This is a genomic window from Mesorhizobium sophorae, assembly GCF_002270415.1.
GTDB lineage: Bacteria > Pseudomonadota > Alphaproteobacteria > Rhizobiales > Rhizobiaceae > Mesorhizobium > Mesorhizobium sophorae.
Genome location: NZ_NNRI01000022.1, coordinates 1340892 through 1358314 on the forward strand (window position 1 = coordinate 1340892; position 17423 = coordinate 1358314).

General features: G+C 61.5%; 19 protein-coding genes and 1 pseudogene. 4 read left to right on the top strand and 16 right to left on the bottom strand.

Annotation, left to right across the window (positions count from 1 at the left end):
- From CGZ66_RS37730 to eno, 7 genes and pseudogenes are all read right to left on the bottom strand, one after another.
- Nucleotides 1–638, bottom strand: a pseudogene (locus tag CGZ66_RS37730) (SGNH/GDSL hydrolase family protein).
- The gene (locus tag CGZ66_RS37735; RefSeq protein WP_095091624.1) at nt 635–1057 is read right to left on the bottom strand and encodes a hypothetical protein; all 423 of its coding nucleotides are present in this window, start codon (nt 1055–1057) and stop codon (nt 635–637) included. Before CGZ66_RS37735 ends, CGZ66_RS37730 begins: the two are co-directional and overlap by 4 nt.
- Before the next feature lie 14 nt (nt 1058–1071).
- Entirely contained in the window at nt 1072–2448 is a 1377-nt protein-coding gene (locus tag CGZ66_RS37740) for a pyruvate dehydrogenase complex dihydrolipoamide acetyltransferase (protein WP_095091625.1), read from the bottom strand.
- A gap of 18 nt (nt 2449–2466) precedes the next feature.
- Nucleotides 2467–3852, bottom strand: a complete 1386-nt coding sequence (locus CGZ66_RS37745) for a pyruvate dehydrogenase complex E1 component subunit beta (protein ID WP_095091626.1) — start codon at nt 3850–3852, stop codon at nt 2467–2469.
- Nucleotides 3853–3867: 15 nt separating this feature from the next.
- Entirely contained in the window at nt 3868–4905 is a 1038-nt protein-coding gene (gene pdhA / locus CGZ66_RS37750) for a pyruvate dehydrogenase (acetyl-transferring) E1 component subunit alpha (RefSeq protein WP_095091627.1), read from the bottom strand.
- Between the two features lie 194 nt (nt 4906–5099).
- Complete coding sequence (locus CGZ66_RS37755; RefSeq protein ID WP_095091628.1) at nt 5100–5423, bottom strand: FtsB family cell division protein; 324 nt, start codon at nt 5421–5423, stop codon at nt 5100–5102.
- A gap of 163 nt (nt 5424–5586) precedes the next feature.
- Nucleotides 5587–6861, bottom strand: coding sequence for a phosphopyruvate hydratase (eno, locus tag CGZ66_RS37760; RefSeq protein ID WP_095091629.1), 1275 nt, complete (start codon nt 6859–6861; stop codon nt 5587–5589).
- Nucleotides 6862–7148: 287 nt separating this feature from the next.
- On the opposite strand from eno, the gene CGZ66_RS41470 reads away from it, so the two are divergent.
- Nucleotides 7149–7274, top strand: coding sequence for a hypothetical protein (locus CGZ66_RS41470; RefSeq protein WP_095091814.1), 126 nt, complete (start codon nt 7149–7151; stop codon nt 7272–7274).
- 55 nt (nt 7275–7329) lie between these two features.
- Here the strand turns inward: CGZ66_RS41470 and CGZ66_RS37770 are convergent, their stop codons facing one another.
- From CGZ66_RS37770 to CGZ66_RS41475, 6 genes are all read right to left on the bottom strand, one after another.
- Complete coding sequence (locus tag CGZ66_RS37770) at nt 7330–7695, bottom strand: PRC-barrel domain-containing protein (protein ID WP_095091630.1); 366 nt, start codon at nt 7693–7695, stop codon at nt 7330–7332.
- Between the two features lie 83 nt (nt 7696–7778).
- Complete coding sequence (locus CGZ66_RS37775; protein WP_095091631.1) at nt 7779–7982, bottom strand: dodecin family protein; 204 nt, start codon at nt 7980–7982, stop codon at nt 7779–7781.
- A gap of 121 nt (nt 7983–8103) precedes the next feature.
- On the bottom strand, nt 8104–8949 hold the full coding sequence (kdsA, locus tag CGZ66_RS37780) for a 3-deoxy-8-phosphooctulonate synthase (protein ID WP_095091632.1): 846 nt from the start codon (nt 8947–8949) through the stop codon (nt 8104–8106).
- Complete coding sequence (locus CGZ66_RS37785) at nt 8946–9836, bottom strand: VOC family protein (protein WP_095091633.1); 891 nt, start codon at nt 9834–9836, stop codon at nt 8946–8948. Before CGZ66_RS37785 ends, kdsA begins: the two co-directional genes overlap by 4 nt.
- Before the next feature lie 44 nt (nt 9837–9880).
- Complete coding sequence (locus tag CGZ66_RS37790) at nt 9881–10171, bottom strand: Dabb family protein (protein WP_095091634.1); 291 nt, start codon at nt 10169–10171, stop codon at nt 9881–9883.
- Nucleotides 10172–10355: 184 nt separating this feature from the next.
- Nucleotides 10356–10490, bottom strand: coding sequence for a hypothetical protein (locus CGZ66_RS41475; RefSeq protein WP_280952844.1), 135 nt, complete (start codon nt 10488–10490; stop codon nt 10356–10358).
- A gap of 347 nt (nt 10491–10837) precedes the next feature.
- On the opposite strand from CGZ66_RS41475, the gene CGZ66_RS37795 reads away from it, so the two are divergent.
- On the top strand, nt 10838–12094 hold the full coding sequence (locus tag CGZ66_RS37795; protein ID WP_095091815.1) for an SAM-dependent methyltransferase: 1257 nt from the start codon (nt 10838–10840) through the stop codon (nt 12092–12094).
- 38 nt (nt 12095–12132) lie between these two features.
- Here CGZ66_RS37795 and CGZ66_RS37800 read toward each other — a convergent pair whose 3' ends face one another.
- Together CGZ66_RS37800 and CGZ66_RS37805 are read right to left on the bottom strand one after the other, a co-directional pair.
- Nucleotides 12133–14112: a bifunctional 2',3'-cyclic-nucleotide 2'-phosphodiesterase/3'-nucleotidase gene (locus CGZ66_RS37800; RefSeq protein WP_095091635.1), complete on the bottom strand. Its 1980-nt coding sequence runs from the start codon at nt 14110–14112 to the stop codon at nt 12133–12135.
- A 140-nt stretch (nt 14113–14252) separates the two neighbouring features.
- On the bottom strand, nt 14253–15518 hold the full coding sequence (locus CGZ66_RS37805; RefSeq protein WP_095091636.1) for an NAD(P)/FAD-dependent oxidoreductase: 1266 nt from the start codon (nt 15516–15518) through the stop codon (nt 14253–14255).
- Between the two features lie 165 nt (nt 15519–15683).
- Here CGZ66_RS37805 and CGZ66_RS37810 point away from each other — a divergent pair, with 165 nt between their 5' ends.
- Together CGZ66_RS37810 and CGZ66_RS39685 are read left to right on the top strand one after the other, a co-directional pair.
- Nucleotides 15684–16334 (top strand): 5-formyltetrahydrofolate cyclo-ligase, encoded by a 651-nt coding sequence (locus CGZ66_RS37810; RefSeq protein WP_095091637.1) that lies wholly within the window; start codon nt 15684–15686, stop codon nt 16332–16334.
- A gap of 201 nt (nt 16335–16535) precedes the next feature.
- Complete coding sequence (locus tag CGZ66_RS39685; RefSeq protein WP_143748960.1) at nt 16536–16949, top strand: hypothetical protein; 414 nt, start codon at nt 16536–16538, stop codon at nt 16947–16949.
- On the opposite strand, the gene CGZ66_RS37815 is transcribed toward CGZ66_RS39685, so the two are convergent.
- Nucleotides 16946–17419, bottom strand: coding sequence for an Lrp/AsnC family transcriptional regulator (locus CGZ66_RS37815; RefSeq protein WP_010909317.1), 474 nt, complete (start codon nt 17417–17419; stop codon nt 16946–16948). The two genes, CGZ66_RS39685 and CGZ66_RS37815, sit on opposite strands and share 4 nt — an antisense overlap.
- Between the last annotated feature and the right edge of the window lie 4 nt (nt 17420–17423).

A 17423-nucleotide genomic window follows, 5' to 3' on the forward strand; every position in this document is an offset into this window, starting at 1 on the left:
TCACGATTCCAGCATGCCGCGCACGAGGGGCGCTAACGCCTCGCCGATGTTGCGCGTATTTTCGGCATCGAGATGGACGCCGTCGAGCGGTGTACATCTAGCGACGCTCGCTGCATCAAAAAAGCCGCAGCCCATCTCGTTGGCGGCGGTTTGATAAAAGCGGCGAGCTTGGGCGACTCGATTGCACCCGTTCCCAACATTTCGGCGTAGTCCACCTTGCGGGTTTCCACGATATGCGGTGGCGCAACCAGGATAATCCTGGGGGCGGCACCGCCGAATGGATAGGCGTGCCCCCTCACGATTTCGACGAGGCGTCGCATGCCATAGGACGCTATGACTGCGCTGCCATGAATCGACGGCTTCATGTCGTTGGAGCCAAGCATGATGACGATCAGATCGATCGGCGAATGCGTGCTCAGGATCGTCGGCAATATCCGGGCACCGTTTCGGTCCGCGCCCGACAAGAAGTCGTCGTAGGCCGTGGTGCGGCCGCCCAGTCCCTCGGCAATGACGTGGAAGCTCGGTCCGAGCGCTCTCGCCAGTGTGGTTGGCCACTGGTCTTCATGTTCATGTCGACCCAAAGTCTCCGGGTCGTGTCCCCAGGTCAGCGAATCGCCGTAGCACAGAACTGTCTTCATGCACCCACACCCACCTGTGCCTTGATCAAACCGCGTCTTACCCGCCAGCTCACGAACAGCCAGTGAAGAATGATCGTCACCAGCCCCGGCAGGCCAAAGCCGACCACCATGGGAATGTCCTTCTTCACCACCGCGGCACCGCTGTCGGCGTAGAGGACAAGCGCGACCAGCAGGGCAAGCAACACCGCAAACACGATCAGCAGCCACTTACCCGTCCTGGCCACCGCCGCGACCGGATCCGTCATGAACTGCGCCACGAAGAAGACGAAGGTAACCATGAAGGTCACCAGCACCGAGAACATGAAAACGAGGATGTATTCTTCCTCGGCGCCAGTGGCGATGGCCAACCACTGCGCGACCAGCCCGCCGGCCAAACCGGAAAGAATGAGAGCGAAAAGGCTGGTGAAGAATGTCCGCACCGCCCTTTCCCTTCCTAGACCAGCATGCCCATCGGGTTCTCGATCAGGCGTTTGAAGGCAACCAGCAGTTCGGCCCCCAGCGCACCATCGACGGCGCGATGGTCGGTCGACAGCGTCACCGACATCACGGTGGCTATCTTGATCTCGCCGTTCTTGACCACCGCCCGCTCTTCACCGGCGCCGACCGCCAGGATCGTCGCATGCGGCGGGTTGATCACCGCGGCAAAGTCCTTGATGCCGAACATGCCGAGGTTGGACACCGCCGTGGTGCCGCCCTGATACTCTTCCGGCTTCAGCTTGCGGCTGCGCGCCCGGCTGGCCAGGTCCTTCATCTCGGTGGAGATGGTCGACAGCGTCTTTTCGTCCGCCTTGCGGATGATCGGCGTGATCAGACCACCGGGGATCGACACCGCAACGCCGACATCAGCATGCTTGTGCTTGACCATGGCGCTTTCGGTCCACGATGCATTGGCATCCGGCACCGCCTTCAGCGCCAGCGCCATTGCCTTGATCACCATGTCGTTGACCGACAGCTTGTAGGCCGGCACGTCACCCTTTTCAGTCTTCTTGACTGGGGCTGCCGCATTGATCTGCGTGCGCAATGCCAAGAGCGCATCGAGTTCGCAGTCGAGTGTCAGGTAGAAATGCGGGATGGTCGTCTTGGCCTCGACTAGGCGGCGCGCGATGGTCTTGCGCATATTGTCGTGCGGGACGAGTTCGTAGGAGCCTTGCTCGAACAGTTTCAGCACCTGCTCGTCCGACATCGCCTTCACCGGCGCGGCGGCAGCAGCCGCAGCCGCCGGAGCACCCGCTGGCGCTGCCTTGGCGGCAGGCTTGACGCCGCCACCGGCAATCGCCGCATCGACATCGGCTTTCACCACGCGGCCATGCGGGCCGGTGCCGGTCACGGCAGACACATCGACACCGGCTTCGCTGGCGATGCGGCGGGCGAGCGGCGACGCAAAGGTGCGCTCGCCAGAGGCATGGCCGTTGGCGGCCGGAGCCGCTACTGCCTTGGATGCGGGCGCAGGCTCGGCCTTTGGCGCCTCAGCCCTTGGTGCTTCCGCCTTAGGTGCCTCCGTTTTCGGGGCTTCCGCTTTCGCTGGCGCAGCAGCGCCACCGCTGTTCGCAGCGGCGCCGGCGTCTTCGCCTTCGGCAGCGAGCACGGCGATCAGCGCATTGACCTTGACGCCTTCTGTGCCGGCCGGAACGACAAGCTTTGCAACCGTGCCCTCGTCGACAGCTTCGACTTCCATTGTTGCCTTGTCGGTCTCGATCTCAGCAATGACATCGCCGGGCGAAACCTTGTCGCCCTCCTTGACCAGCCACTTTGACAGATTGCCCTCTTCCATCGTGGGCGACAGGGCCGGCATGGTGATGTTGATTGGCATTTTGTCCTCCCGCCCGGTTCAGCGATACGTGACGGCTTTAACCGCCTCGATGACCTCGCCGACATTCGGCAACGCCAGCTTTTCGAGGTTCGCCGCATAGGGCATCGGCACGTCTTTGCCGGCAATGGTGATGACCGGGGCGTCAAGGAAATCGAAGGCTCGCTGCGACACCTGGTTGGCGATGTGATCGCCGACCGAGCTCTGCGGATATCCCTCTTCCACGACGATCAACCGGTTGGTCTTCTTGACCGAGGCGACGACCGTGTCGAGGTCGAGCGGGCGGATGGTCCTGAGGTCGATGATCTCGGCGTCGATGCCCATGCCGCGCAGCTCGGATTCAGCCTTGACCGCATAGGTCATGCCGATGCCGAAGGAGACGATGGTGACGTCCTTGCCGGTCTTGTGGATGCGCGCCTTGCCGATCGGCAGCACGAAATCATCCAGCTTCGGCACGTCGAAGGAATGACCGTAGAGGATTTCGTTCTCGAGGAAGATAACCGGATTGGGATCGCGGATCGCCGCCTTGAGCAGGCCCTTGGCGTCGGCAGCGGTGTAGGGCATCACGACCTTGAGGCCGGGAATGTGGCTGTACCAAGCGGCATAGCACTGTGAATGCTGAGCTGCGACGCGAGCGGCGGCGCCGTTCGGTCCACGGAACACGATCGGCGCGCCCATCTGGCCGCCCGACATATAGAGCGTCTTGGCAGCCGAGTTGATGATCTGGTCGATCGCCTGCATGGCGAAGTTGAAGGTCATAAACTCGACGATCGGCTTCAAACCGGCCATCGCCGCGCCGACGCCGACGCCGGCAAAGCCATGCTCGGTGATCGGCGTGTCGACGACGCGCCGCGGCCCGAACTCCTGCAGCAGTCCCTGCGTGATCTTGTAGGCGCCCTGGTATTCGGCAACTTCCTCGCCCATGACGAAGACATCGCCGTCGCGGCGCATTTCCTCGGCCATCGCATCACGCAGCGCTTCGCGCACCGTGGTCGAGACCATTTCCGTCCCGGCCGGAACATCCGGATCGGCGGCGATTTCCGTCTTCGGGGCGGCTGCGACCGGTGCTGAGGCCTCGCTTTTGGCTGCCGCCGGCGCAGGCGCCGCTGTTTCAGCCTTCGGGGGTTCTTCGCCGATGCCTTCGCCGGCCTTGTCGACATCTTCGCCGTCAACCGCGAGTACGGCGATCACTGCATTGACCTTGACGCCTTCGGTGCCGGCAGGAACCACGATCTTGGCAAGGGTGCCTTCATCGACGGCTTCGACTTCCATCGTCGCCTTGTCGGTTTCGATCTCGGCGATGACGTCACCGGCGACGACCTTGTCGCCCTCGTTCTTCAACCACTTGGAAAGATTGCCCTCTTCCATGGTCGGCGAGAGAGCGGGCATGAGAATTTCGATCGGCATGTCCTTGCCCTCCCGTTACAATACGATATCGGTCCAGAGCTCGGACGGATCCGGCTCCGCGTCGTTCTGGGCAAATTCGGCGGCGTCCGCGACGACGTCGCGAACCTCCTTGTCGACGGTCTTCAGTTCGTCCTCAGTCGCCCACTTCTTCTCTATCAGCCGCGCCTTGACCTGCTCGATCGGGTCATGCTCGGAGCGCATCTTCTGCACTTCTTCCTTGGAACGATACTTCGCCGGGTCGGACATCGAGTGGCCGCGGTAGCGATAAGTCTGCATTTCGAGGATCAGCGGGCCGTTGCCGGCACGGCACCATTCGGTGGCCAGATCGCCCGCAGCCTTGACGGCGCGGACATCCATGCCGTCGACCTGCAGCCCGGGAATCTTGAACGAGGCGCCGCGATGCGAAAAGTCCGTCTCCGCCGACGAGCGCGAGACAGAAGTGCCCATGGCATAGCGGTTGTTCTCGATGATGTAGATCACCGGCAGCTTCCACAGCGAGGCCATGTTGAAGCTTTCATAGACCTGGCCCTGGTTGGCCGCACCATCGCCGAAATAGGTCAGCGACACATTGTTGTTGTCGCGGTAGCGATTGGCGAAGGCGAGACCAGTGCCGAGCGACACCTGCGCGCCGACGATGCCATGGCCGCCGTAGAAATGCTTCTCCTTGGAGAACATGTGCATGGAGCCGCCCTTGCCCCTGGACAGGCCGCCACGACGTCCGGTCAGCTCAGCCATGACGCCGCGCGGTGAAAGCTCCATGGCCAGCATGTGGCCGTGGTCGCGATAGGCGGTGATCATCTGGTCGCCCTGGATCAGCGCCATCTTCATGCCCGTGACGACCGCCTCCTGGCCGATATAGAGATGGCAGAAGCCACCGATGAAGCCCATGCCGTAAAGCTGGCCGGCCTTTTCCTCGAAACGACGGATGAGCAGCATGTGCCGGTAGGCGGCAAGCTCTTCCTCCTTGGTGAACTCTGCAGGCTTGGGGGCCGAAAGCCCCATTTTGCCGTCGGATTTGGATTTGGCAGGCGCTTTTCTGGCTGCGGTGGCCATGCATCACTCCCTGTTGGCGTCTCTTTGCGGACATTAGGGCAGGATCAAATCCGCCCTGGGGAGATCAGCTCCTCCCCACCGATTTTGGAGAGGCTAACACGCGCTAGAGCGTTATGCCATGCCGAAATTGCATAGCTCACATGCGTCTAAGCGATTAAAATCATTGAAAATATTGGCTATTAACTGAAACCTGGTTACTTCGTCGAGACCGGCAACATGATGGTGATTTCGTCAGCCTGGGACAGATTGAGCGCCTTGCGCGCCTGCTCGTCGAGCATGTCCTTCTCGATCGACCCTTCATGCATGAGCCGAACGCGCCGTTCGAGCTCCATCCGGCGTGCCTTGATCGCGTCGAGCTGACCTTGCAGCGCAACCGTCTGGGCTTCCAGCTGATATTTCGAGTTGATGCCGAATTCGCCGTGGTAGGCATGAAAGCCGAAATAGGCCAGGAACGCCACGCAGAGCGAGGGAATGATCAGCCGGCCGGTGTTTCTCTGCTTGTGCTGACGCGTCCACATATCCAAGTCCTCGCGGCCGCGAACTCCTGCAGCTCCCCATCTTTTTCGCCCGATTGTGCTTAACGGACGGTTACGGATGACCGGCTGCGCGAGACCCGAAATGAAAAAGGGCGGGAATGCTCCCGCCCTTTCATCAAATATCCCAGGCCCGGGTGTTTCCGGATCAGCCCTTGACCACCGACTTGCCGGCGTAGCTCGCCTGCTTGCCGAGCTCTTCCTCGATGCGGATCAGCTGGTTGTACTTGGCCATGCGCTCCGAGCGCGACAGCGAGCCGGTCTTGATCTGTCCGCAATTGGTGGCAACGGCGAGATCGGCTATGGTCGAATCCTCGGTTTCGCCCGAACGGTGCGACATGACGGCGGTGTAGCCGGCCTTGTGCGCAGTCTCGACGGCGTCGAGCGTTTCGGTCAGCGAGCCGATCTGGTTGACCTTGACCAGGATCGAATTGGCGACGCCCATGCGGATGCCGTCACGCAGCCGTGCCGTGTTGGTGACGAACAGATCGTCGCCGACCAGTTGGGTCTTCTTGCCGATCAGGTCGGTCAGATACTTCCAACCTTCCCAGTCGTCCTCGGCAAGGCCGTCCTCGATCGAGATGATCGGATAGTCGGCGGCGAGCTTGGCCAGGTACTTGGCCTGGGCCTTGGGATCGCGGGTCTTCTTCTCGCCCTCATAGACGTAGTTGCCGTCCTTGAAGAACTCGGTGGCCGCGCAGTCGAGGCCGAGCGCGATCTCTTCGCCGGGCTTGAAGCCGGCCTTCTCGATCGATTCCATGATGAAGTCGAGCGCCACCGGCGCGCTCTTCAGGTTCGGGGCAAAGCCGCCCTCGTCGCCGACATTGGTGTTGTGGCCGGCATCCTTCAGTTTCTTCCTCAGCGTGTGGAAGATTTCTGAACCCCAGCGAACGCCTTCGCGCAGCGTCGGCGCGCCGATCGGCAGGATCATGAATTCCTGGAAGTCGATGGGGTTGTCGGCATGGGCGCCGCCGTTGATGATGTTCATCATCGGCACGGGCAGGACGTGCGCCTTGGTGCCCCCGACATAGCGGTAGAGCGGCAGGCCGGCGGCATCGGCCGCTGCCTTGGCCACGGCCAGAGAAACGCCGAGGATGGCGTTGGCGCCGAGCCGGCTCTTGTTGGGCGTTCCGTCGAGCTCTATCATGGTTTGGTCGATATGGATCTGGTTTTCGGCTTCCATGCCGCCGATGGCCTCGAACAGCTCGCCATTCACTGCTTCGACTGCTTTGAGCACGCCCTTGCCGAGATAGCGGGCGCCGCCGTCGCGCAGTTCGACGGCCTCGTGGGCGCCGGTCGAGGCGCCTGACGGCACCGCAGCGCGGCCCATCGAGCCATCTTCGAGAACGACATCGACCTCGACGGTCGGATTTCCACGGCTGTCCAGGATTTCACGCCCGACAATGTCGATGATGGCGGTCATTGCGATGTCCTCGATTGATCTGAAGAAGGGTCGCGCACGTCTTAGCCAAAGTGCCGCAAAAGGCAATCGGCCCGCTCGCAATTATTGCCGTGGCGTCAGCTCAAAGCGTGTCCAGCCTGAACGGAGTCAAGCGCCGCATGGCATTCTCCCTAAACCAGGGGCTTGTTTGTGGCGATATGCATCAGGCGATTCACGAAGCGCAAATCGCTGTCATCATAAGTCATGTGCGGCGGATGTACTTCCGGCTATGGTGCGGGTGCGCGGGGCGAAACAGGAGGAGTTTCGCCATGTCCCAGTTGAGTGGTATCGTGAGTCTGTTCCTGATCGCGGCGGCGTTTCTGACGTCGTGCGACAATCAGCAATCGCCACCCAAGGCAGCAGGGCCGCTACCGGCCTTGCATGTCAGCGAATAGGCGCAGCATCGAATCCAAAAGGCCCCGTCTGAACGGGGCCTTTTGTTTCCGGGCGTCAATGCCAGTAAGGCGTGACCTTGTAATAATCATAGGACGCGTCGCGCGCCGTCTCGCCATCCGCGCCGGCCAGTTCGTTGATCGAATAGGCGGGTGCGGCCTTCAGCTGTTCCTTGGAGAACGGAACGACATAGCCCCCCTTGTCCTCGTCATAGTCGAGGCTGGCCCACGGAATGGCGTGGTACTTCTCGCCGATGCCGAGAAAACCGCCAAAACCTATCACCGCGAACATGATGCCGTTCGAGGTCTTGTCGAGCATGATGTCTTCGATGCTGCCGATGCTCCTGCCCTCGGTGTTGTAGACGGACGTGCCGATGACGCGCGAAGCGGCAATGGCTTCGGTGTGGCCTGTCTGGGTTGTCATGATGTGCTCCTCGTTGTCGTTGATCTATGCTTTGACAATGAGGGGCGCGGGCGAAAGTTCCCGACTTTTTCGGCGGCAGCCGGTTACTCCGCGAGGATGAAGGTGACCTTCATGTTGACGCGATAGGCAGCGATCTTGCCGTCCTCGACGACGACCTTCTGGTCCTGGATCCAGGCGCCTTCGACGTTCTTCAAGGTCTTTGCGGCACGCGCAATCCCCTTCTCGATGGCGTCTTGAAAGCTCTTCTTCGACGATGAGGTGATTTCGGTGACGCGGGCGACAGACATGGCTTCCTCCTGCCAAAACGCTCATTTGCGAGGCGAGCGTACAGCCGGCTTATGTCTTCCACAAGCGCCGGGGCCATAGGGCCATTGTCAGTTGCCGACGCTGGAGCGTCCGTGGGACGCTTCAGTGACCCTTGGCGATACGATCGAACGCCATCAGTCTTTCCAGCAGTACCGGCATATCCTTCAGCGGCACCATGTTCGGGCCATCGGAAGAGGTCGAATTGTCCGGATCCTGGTGGGTCTCGATGAACACGCCGGCCACACCAACGGCGACAGCCGCCCGGGCCAGCGTCTCGACAAAGCGGCGCTCGCCGCCAGAGGAGCCGCCCTGCCCGCCTGGCTGCTGAACCGAATGCGTGGCGTCGAAGATCACCGGCGCGCCGATCTCGGCCATGATAGGCAGAGCGCGCATGTCGGACACCAGCGTGTTGTAGCCGAACGACGCGCCGCGCTCTGTGGTCAAGACATTGGCGTTGCCGGAACCGGTGATCTTGGCAACCACGTTCTTCATGTCCCAGGGAGCCAGGAACTGCCCCTTCTTCACGTTGATCACCTTGCCGGTCCTGGCGGCGGCGACCAGCATGTCGGTCTGGCGCGACAGGAAGGCCGGAATCTGCAGGACGTCGACATGCGGCGCGACGATCGCGCACTGTTCCTCGGTGTGGACATCGGTAAGCACCGGCAGCGAAAATTCCTTGCGCAGTTCGTCGAAGACGGGAAGTGCCGCTTCCATGCCTGCGCCGCGCGTCGCCGACAGCGAGGTGCGGTTGGCCTTGTCGTAGCTGGTCTTGTAGACGAGGCCTATTCCAAGTTTGCCGGTCAGTTCCTTCAGCGCGCCGGCCATGTCGAAGGCATGCTGGCGCGATTCGAACTGGCAAGGACCAGCGATCAGCGACAACGCCGCGTTGTTATCGAAGACGACATTGCCGACGGTTACCGACGAATTGGGCGCCAGGGGCTTGCTCATGGGATCTCCCGGAAGATGAAAGCCGCGCCCTGTCCGGATGCCGGCTGCACGACAATATCATTGCCCGCTATATCGTGTTTGACGGAGTTGCCTGCAAGCAGCCTCGAGGCGATATAGGCGCTGCGGACCGAAAAGACCACGGCGGCGAAGCGTAGGTCCGTCGGCGCGTCGGCAGGCAAGCCAAAGCGTGCGGTGAAAGACGTCGGGGCAAGCACACTCAAGGTCACATTCGGCAAGTGAAACGCGCCGCCTTGCCCGCTGGCGGCCGGATCGTCCACCGCCAAGGAGATCAGCCGGCGCTGCGCGGCGGGCCGGTCGCTGACCGCCACGATCTCGACAATTCCCCTGGCGCCGTTGGCGTGCGCCTGCAAGGCCGTCCGATCCACTTTCGGCGCGTTGACCCGCTCGCAGGCAAACAGGAAAGCATCCGTAGCCTTGCTGCTCGATGCAAAAGCGAGCTTGAACGATGCAATGTCGCTTTTACCCGCCGTGTCGGTGAACGCGCGCGAAAAGCTCAGCATGTCTCCCGCGGAGATGCCGGCTTCGACATAGCGTGCCTGGTCGGCATCTGCGTTGCTGGTCCCCAGGACCACGGCGGAAAACCCCTCGTCACCGTGGCTGTTGCGATAGATACGGTCGCGCGCGACGAAAACATTGCCCTCGGCAATAGCCGCCGTCGCGGCCCGTTCGTCGCCGACCGCGAGCGGCTCAAGATAGGTGCCGTCGGCGAGGAAAACACAACAGTTTTCGGTCCCGAAGGGATGAATGCCGGTCGGGGCAACAACGAAGCCAAGCGCGGTCAGCCGGGCTCGTGCCACGTCGAGGTTCTGTGTCGGCAGCACCAGATGATCGAGCGGATGAGTGCCGGCGGCTGTTGTTCGATTCATGCAGGCGCGATGTGCATCATTCCGCAAACCGGTTCAAGTCTCAATCAGGCACCGGCCACGACATCGGCGGAATAACGCAGCTCGCGCAATGGTTTGACCTTGCTGGTCGTCTGCCCATAGAGCGGGTGCGCCTTGTAGGCGGCCAACGCCGCCTCATTAGCGAACTCGGCATAGACGACCACATCGATCTCGTCCGACAGCGGGTCGACCTTGGTGTTGATGGTCACCTCGAAGAGGGTGGAATGGGGAATGTTGCCGAGCGCCTGCAGGCCGGTGCGAACGGCCTCCACATCCTCTTTACGCCGCGCGCTGAAGAAAACGATATGCCGGATCAACGCCGCCTCCTCGATCGAAAGCGCGTCGGGCGACGCGCTTCAGGTCTTTGTCTTTATGCATGTCGTTGCCCAAGACCGGGGCCACTTTTGGACGACATGCATTAAGTGCCGGGGTCTTTTGTGACGACAGGATGGCCGCGTCAATCGACAAGGATGTCGCGGCAGCGCCTCATGCGGATGGGCGCTAGCTCTCGCCGGTGACGGATCGCACCACGTGCGTGACACCCCTTACCGCCGTGTCGAGATACCGGCCCTGATTGTAGAGGCCGTCCCAGATCAGGAAAAAGGTGATGGCAGCAATGACGATCACATAACGCATGGCTAAAACTATTGCACAAGCACGGTTGCAACCATAGGCGTTTTGGGCGTGTTCGGCCTTTGCTGTGTAAAAGCCAGATCCACGACTGCGAGTGCCCTCCACTTGGCACAGCCCGGCTTGCAGCCTGCCTCTTGATGTTCCCCCTCATGACGTGGAAGATTGTCGCAGGGATTCACTGGGCAGCGCTGAAGCTCTGGTTAAAGGGTGCGCGCTTTCGTTCGAGCCCGCCTGTCGCCGAAACCGGTCAACTGCCGGAATCAGGCAATGGCGTTCGAACCCGGCGAATGAACCGCGAGAACCGAGGCTCGGCAATTTGCGCCGACACCGCGGAAGCGCAGGGGCGTGAGATGACAAACAAGGAACATCATGGTCTGGCGTTGAGCGACGCGGTCAGGCTGGATGAATTCAATTTCGCCGAGATCGTCAAGGGCTTGCCGGCTAAGGCGCGCATGGTGCTGTCGGCGGCAATGAACCTGCCGCGCGGATCGCTGAAGGTCAGGATGCCGGACGGACGCGCCGTGCTGGTCGGCGGCAAGGGACCGGGCCCGGACGCCGAACTGGTGCTCAAGAACTGGCGCTTGCCCGGCCGTGCCTTTTCCGGCGGCACGATCGGCCTTGCCGAATCCTACATGGACGGCGATTGGGAAAGCCCTGACGTCACCAGCTTCCTAGAGCTGTTCGTGGTCAATTCGGCCATCGGCGAACGCGTTGCTGGCGGCGCCAGCTGGCTCATCAACACCGTCCAGCGCATCCGGCACTGGTTCAACGAGAACACACGCACCGGCTCCAAGCGCAATGTTTCGGCGCATTACGATCTCGGCAACGCCTTCTACAAGGAATGGCTCGATCCGAGCATGACCTATTCCTCGGCACTCTATGCCACCGGTGCCAACGACCTCGAAAGCGCCCAGGCCGCCAAATATCGCGCACTGGCCAAGGATACGGGGATCGGACCGAAGGATCACGTGCTGGAGATCGGCTGCGGCTGGGGCGGCTTCGCCGAATTCGCGGCTCGCGAGATCGGCTGCCGTGTGACCGGGCTGACGATCAGCCGCGAGCAGCACGACTTCGCCAAGGCGCGCCTCGCCAAGGCCGGGCTTGCCGACAAGGTCGACATCAAGCTGCAGGACTATCGCGACGAAACCGGCACCTATGACCGCATCGCCTCGATCGAGATGTTCGAGGCGGTCGGCGAGAAGTACTGGCCGGTGTTCTTCGGCAAGATGAAAGCCTGCCTGAGGCCCGGCGGCACCGCGGGCCTGCAGATCATCACCATCAACGAAGCCGCCTACGACACGTATCGCGCAAGGCCGGATTTCATCCAGCGCTATGTTTTCCCAGGTGGCATGCTGCCGACGCCGTCGATCCTGAAGGCACTCGGCAACGATCATGGGCTTGCCCATCTCCGCGAGCGGGTGTTTCCGGACGACTACGCGCGTACGCTCGCCGAATGGCGTCAGCGGTTCTGGGCGTCATGGGAAAAGATCGTCCCGCTTGGCTTCGACGACCGCTTCAAGAAGCTCTGGGAATTCTACCTGCATTATTGCGAGGCCGGCTTCCGCGCCAGCTACATCGACGTGCGCCAGGTGGTCTACAAGGCATAGAACCACGCTGCCGTACCGGCGCGGACCTATGCCGACGGTCAGAGAAGGATTCGGTATTTCGCAAATCCCGCTTCGCCCTCTCCTACCGGCTCGATCTTCAGCGACCTCACCTCGGCAATGAAATCCTTTGCCTTGGCGCCGGTCTCGAACACGACGCTGGTTCCAGGCAGCGGCGCGAACGACCAGTTGCCGTCCGCCGACGGATTGATCGTGCCCTCGCTGACGATGTAGCGAACGATGACGTCGCGATTGGTGTCCGGCGCCTCGTAGATGATCTTCGAGGCATTGATCTCCGGGAAATTGCCGCCACCGCCGGCACGGTAGTTGTTGGTCGCAACGACAAATTTCTGTTTGGGATCAATTGGCTTGCCGCCAAACATCAAGTCGACGATGCGATTGGCGCCGGCATTCGCCAGTCCGCCCTTGGCATCGTATTTCGGCGGCTGCGACAGGTCTATCTCGTAGGTCACGCCGTCGATGACGTCGAAATTGTAGGACGGGAAGTCGGTGTTGATGAGGGCCTGGTCGGCCTTGCCCGGTTCGATCCGGTTGAAGATGCCGGCCGACATTTCCAGCCACTCCTTCACCTGTGCGCCGGTGATTTCGACGGCCCGCACGGTGTTCGGGTAGAGGTAGAGGTCGGCGACGTTCTTGATGGCGATGTCGCCCGCCGGCACGTCGGTATAGTAGTCGGCGCCGCTGCGTCCGCCGGCCTTGAAGGGTGCGGCGGCCGACAGCAGCGGCACGTCCTTCCATTGCGTGTTCTTGAGAATATCCTTCAGGTACCAGGTTTGCGCCTGGCTGACGACCTGCACCGACGGATCGTCGGCGACCAGCGCGAAATAGGAATAAAGCGGAGCCGAGGTCTTGCCGACGGGACGGCGCACATAGGCAAGAGTTGCCTGGTGGTCCTGCTCGAGTGCCGCGATGATGCGCTTGTCGTCGGGAACGATCGGCTTGGCCTTGTTGTCGACGCGTTCGAAGATCGGCCGCGCCTCGGAGGTGGCGGAAACGACCTTCCATCTCGACCCGTCGCGCTCCAGCATCAGGTCGACCAGCCCCATATGCGAGCCCCAGAAGCCGCCCATCACGGCGGGCTTGCCCTGCAGTGTGCCTTTTTGCGTGTCGACGCCGTCCAGCGACTGGAAGTCCTTCTTGCCGGGAAAGACCAGATGCTGGTGGCCGGTGAATACCGCATCGATGCCGTCGACACCGGCGACGAAGAACGACGCGTTCTCCATCATGTCGCCCTGCTTCACGTCGATGCCGGAATGTGAGAGCGTAATCACGATGTCGGCGCCTTCCTCCTTCATCTGCGGCACCCAGGCCTTGGCCGCCTGGACGATGTCGCGCGTCTTGACGTTGCCCTCCAGATTCTTGAGATCCCAGACCATGATCTGCGGCGGCACGAAGCCGATGATGCCGATCCTGATCGGCTGCTCTGCGCCTGACCCGTCCCTGATCTTCTTGTCGAGGATGACATAGGGCTTGAGATACAGCTTGTCGTCGCGCGGGTTCGCGGCAAGCTCGGTGCCGCGGATCAAATTGGCGCAGACAAAGGGGAAATTGGCGCCAGCCAGCACCTTGTCCATGAACGACAGGCCATAATTGAACTCGTGGTTGCCCAGCGTCGAGCATTCGTAGCCGAGCAGGTTCATGGCCTTCATGATCGGATGCAGGTCGCCATCCTTCATGCCCCTCTCATAGGCGATGTAGTCGCCCATTGGATTGCCCTGCAGCAGGTCGCCATTGTCGATGAGCATCGAATTGACGGCTTCCTTGCGCACTGCGTCGATCAAGGAAGCCGTGCGCGATAGGCCCATCGTGTCGTTCGCTTTGTCGGCGTAGTAATCGTAAGGCAGCACGTTCACATGGATGTCGGTGGTTTCCATGATCCGAAGATGGGCCTGGTTGGCCTGGGCGCGGGCGGAGAACGGATGCAGCATGATCAACGCTCCAGCGGCGGCGGCACCGCCAAGGAGATCGCGGCGGGAGACGGGATGGAGCAGTCGAGACATGTTTTCTCCTCCGACAACGTGACAAGCCTTGCCCCGAAGCGAACTTCGCGCTGAAACCCATCCGAGTCCATTCAAGAAGTCGAGCGCATAACGCCGCCACTCGATCAGCAACAGATGACGTGCGGATGAACGGTCTGGGGTCAGCCCTTGTCGTCGTCGCCCTGGGTGATCAGCCGCGCGCTGCGCTGGCCCGTCGCGTAGATCCATAGCCAGCTTAGTGAAACCGCAAGCCGGTTGCGAAAGCCGATCAGGAAATAGATGTGGGCTATGCCCCACAGCCACCATGCCGCCCAGCCGGTCAGCTTGATCCAGCCGAAATCGATCACAGCGGCGCGCTTGCCGATCGTGGCGAGGTCGCCGTCATGCCGGTAGCGGAACGGCCGTTGGCCGGTGTCGCCGGCAAGCCGCGCCTTCAGCGTGGCGGCGACATGACGGCCCTGCTGCTTGGCGGCCGGCGCCACGCCGGGAACGGGCCGCCCGTCCGGCCGCAGGACATGCGCGGCATCGCCGACGACGAAAATCTCCGGGCTGCCCGGCACGCTCAAGTCAGGCTCGACGAGCACCCTGCCCGCCCGGTCCGCCGCCGCGCCGAGCCACTCGGCGGCAGGCGAGGCGGCGACGCCCGCTGCCCACAGGATTGTGCCCGCCGACAAGTGCTTGTCGCCGAAAACGACGCCTTCGGCGTCGCACCGCGTAACAGCCCTGCCGAGTTCGATGGTCACACCGAGCCGCTCGAGCGCCTTCATCGCATAGTCGGAAAGTTTCGGTGCGAAGTTGGCCAGAATTCGGTCGCCGGCCTCGATCAGCACGACGCGCGTTTGTCGTGTATCGATGTTGCGGAATTCACCGCGCAGCGTGTCATGCGCCAGTTCGACGATGGTGCCGGCAAGCTCGACGCCGGTCGGCCCGCCACCGACGATCGCAATGGTCAGCAGCGCCTGGCGCTTGACGGGATCGATCTCGCGCTCGGCCTTCTCGAAGGCCAGCAGAATGCGCCGCCGAACCGTGGTGGCATCCTCCAGCGTCTTCAGGCCCGGCGCGAAAGGTTCCCATTCGTCGTGGCCGAAATAGGCGTGGCGCGCACCGGTGGCGAGCAGCAGGGTGTCGTAGGCGACAGCATTGCCATCATCGAGCAGCACGCGTTTGCCGGCACGGTCGACGCCGACGACATTGGCAAGCAGCGTCGTCACATCCTTGCGCTTGCGCAGGAGGTGGCGGACCGGCCATGCAATTTCGGACGTCGCCAGCGCCGTGGTCGCCACCTGGTAGAGCAGCGGCTGGAAGAGGTGATGATTACGCTTGTCGATCATGGTGATGCTGACCGGCGCACCGGCAAGCGCTCGGGTGAATTCGAGACCGCCGAAACCTGCGCCGACAACAACGACATGATGGCTGGCCTGGTTCATCTCATTCACCGCTAACGGGCAAGATTGCCTAGGCTAGATGTAGGTACTTTTGTGCATCGCAGCAACGCGGGGGTGGTGCCTGAGACTCGTCGTTCTATGTCGTGAACGCACATGTCGTATCGTGTCACGAGGTATAGCGTGATCAAATACGCGATGAGGTAAAGCATGGCTAGCAATCATGACGACCAAGGTCCGGCGCAATATGCCTCTCCTCCCTGCTTCATGCATGAACTCGATCCCGCGTTTCAGACACCACTAACCGACTGGACCGACGTCCGGCGCTGGCGCAAGGCCGAGCGCGAACGCCTGATCGCCGCGCGTCTCGCCGTTTCGGCCGACGCGCGAACGGTGATGTCGCAGCGCATTGCGGAAGGTCTCGACGCAATCGTCGGCGAGATCGCCGGCCGCATGGTCAGTCTTTACTGGCCGTTTCGCGGTGAGCCGGACCTGCGGCCATGGATGGCGTCCGTCAATGCGCGCGGCGGCCGCACCGCCCTGCCCGTCGTCATCGAGAAAGGTCAGCCGCTTATCTTTCGCGCCTACGCGCCGGGCGACCGGCTGGAAAAAGGTGTCTGGAACATCCCGATCCCGGCCGAGGGCGATCCGGTGCTGCCGGACATCGTCATTGCGCCAATCGTCGGCATCGATCCTAGAAACTACCGCCTGGGCTATGGCGGCGGGTTCTTCGATCGCACGCTGGCGGCGATGCCGTTCAAGCCGCTGGTGATCGGCGTCGGCTATGAGTTGCAGCGTATCGCCACCATCTACCCGCAGCCGCACGACATCCCGATGGATCGGATCGTCACCGAGGCCTAAGAGCCTGTTTGGAAAATGAGACCGGCTGGATTTCTGTTCCGCTGCGAAGCAGCGCAAATGTCATGTGACAAAAATCCGATTTGGTCGATAAATAGTCTGATCTTTAAGGGAACCATGCCGCGGCGTTTCGACATGCGCTCCGGGCGGATCCAACAGTGTCCGGTAGCTCCTAGGATTGGCTGCGTCACAACGGATGATAAGATGATCGGACGAACCACAGCGGCGGCCCTTGCAATTGCGTTTTCCGTTTCGCCTTCGCAGGCGCAACCACAGCATCGTTTACCGAGCGGCTATAAATGGGGCCGCTGCCTGCTTACTGTTGACGGTCAGACTCGCATATCCGGAAGATGCTACTATCAAATCGAGAAGGGCGGCGATTTTAATATCCAGGGGCCTCGGCAAGTTTTTGCAGGTATCGACTATCCTGATACGCATAGTGGGGCTGGTGAAATGTCCAAAGACTACTGGGCAGTAGTATACAAGGACGGTGATCTTTGGGAAGGCTATAGCAACTCGGACGTTTCCGAAACTCACGGTGACGAACGCTGGGAAGACCTTCGCCGCGAAGGCGCATGCTATGTTGGGAAGGACGTCCGGGTATGCCTTTGGCGTTAAGCCATTTCCGGCTTCATGCCCATCGCCGTGCGGTCGACGATCTCACGCAAGGCGAATGACGAGTTGATCTTGGTCACATGCGGCATCGCCGACAGCCATTCCTTGTGGATGCGTTCGTAGTCGACGAGATCCTTGGCCGCGATGCGCAGGATATAGTCGTATTCGCCCGACATCAGGTGGCAGGACAGCACATTCGGGCAGCGCTTGATTGCCGCCTCGAAATCCGACAGCGTCTTCTCGAACTGTCCTGACAGCGAAATATGCACGATCGCCGTCATCTGATGGCCAAGGGCGGCATTGGAAAGCCGGGCATGGTAGCCGCGGATGGTTCCGGATTTCTCCAGATTGTCGAGCCTGCGCGAACAGGCCGACTGCGACAGGCCAACCTTCTCGGCCAGTGCAGCATTCGGTATCCTGCCATCCTTCTGCAAAGTCTCGAGAATGGCGATATCAATCCTGTCGAGCGGCATTTTT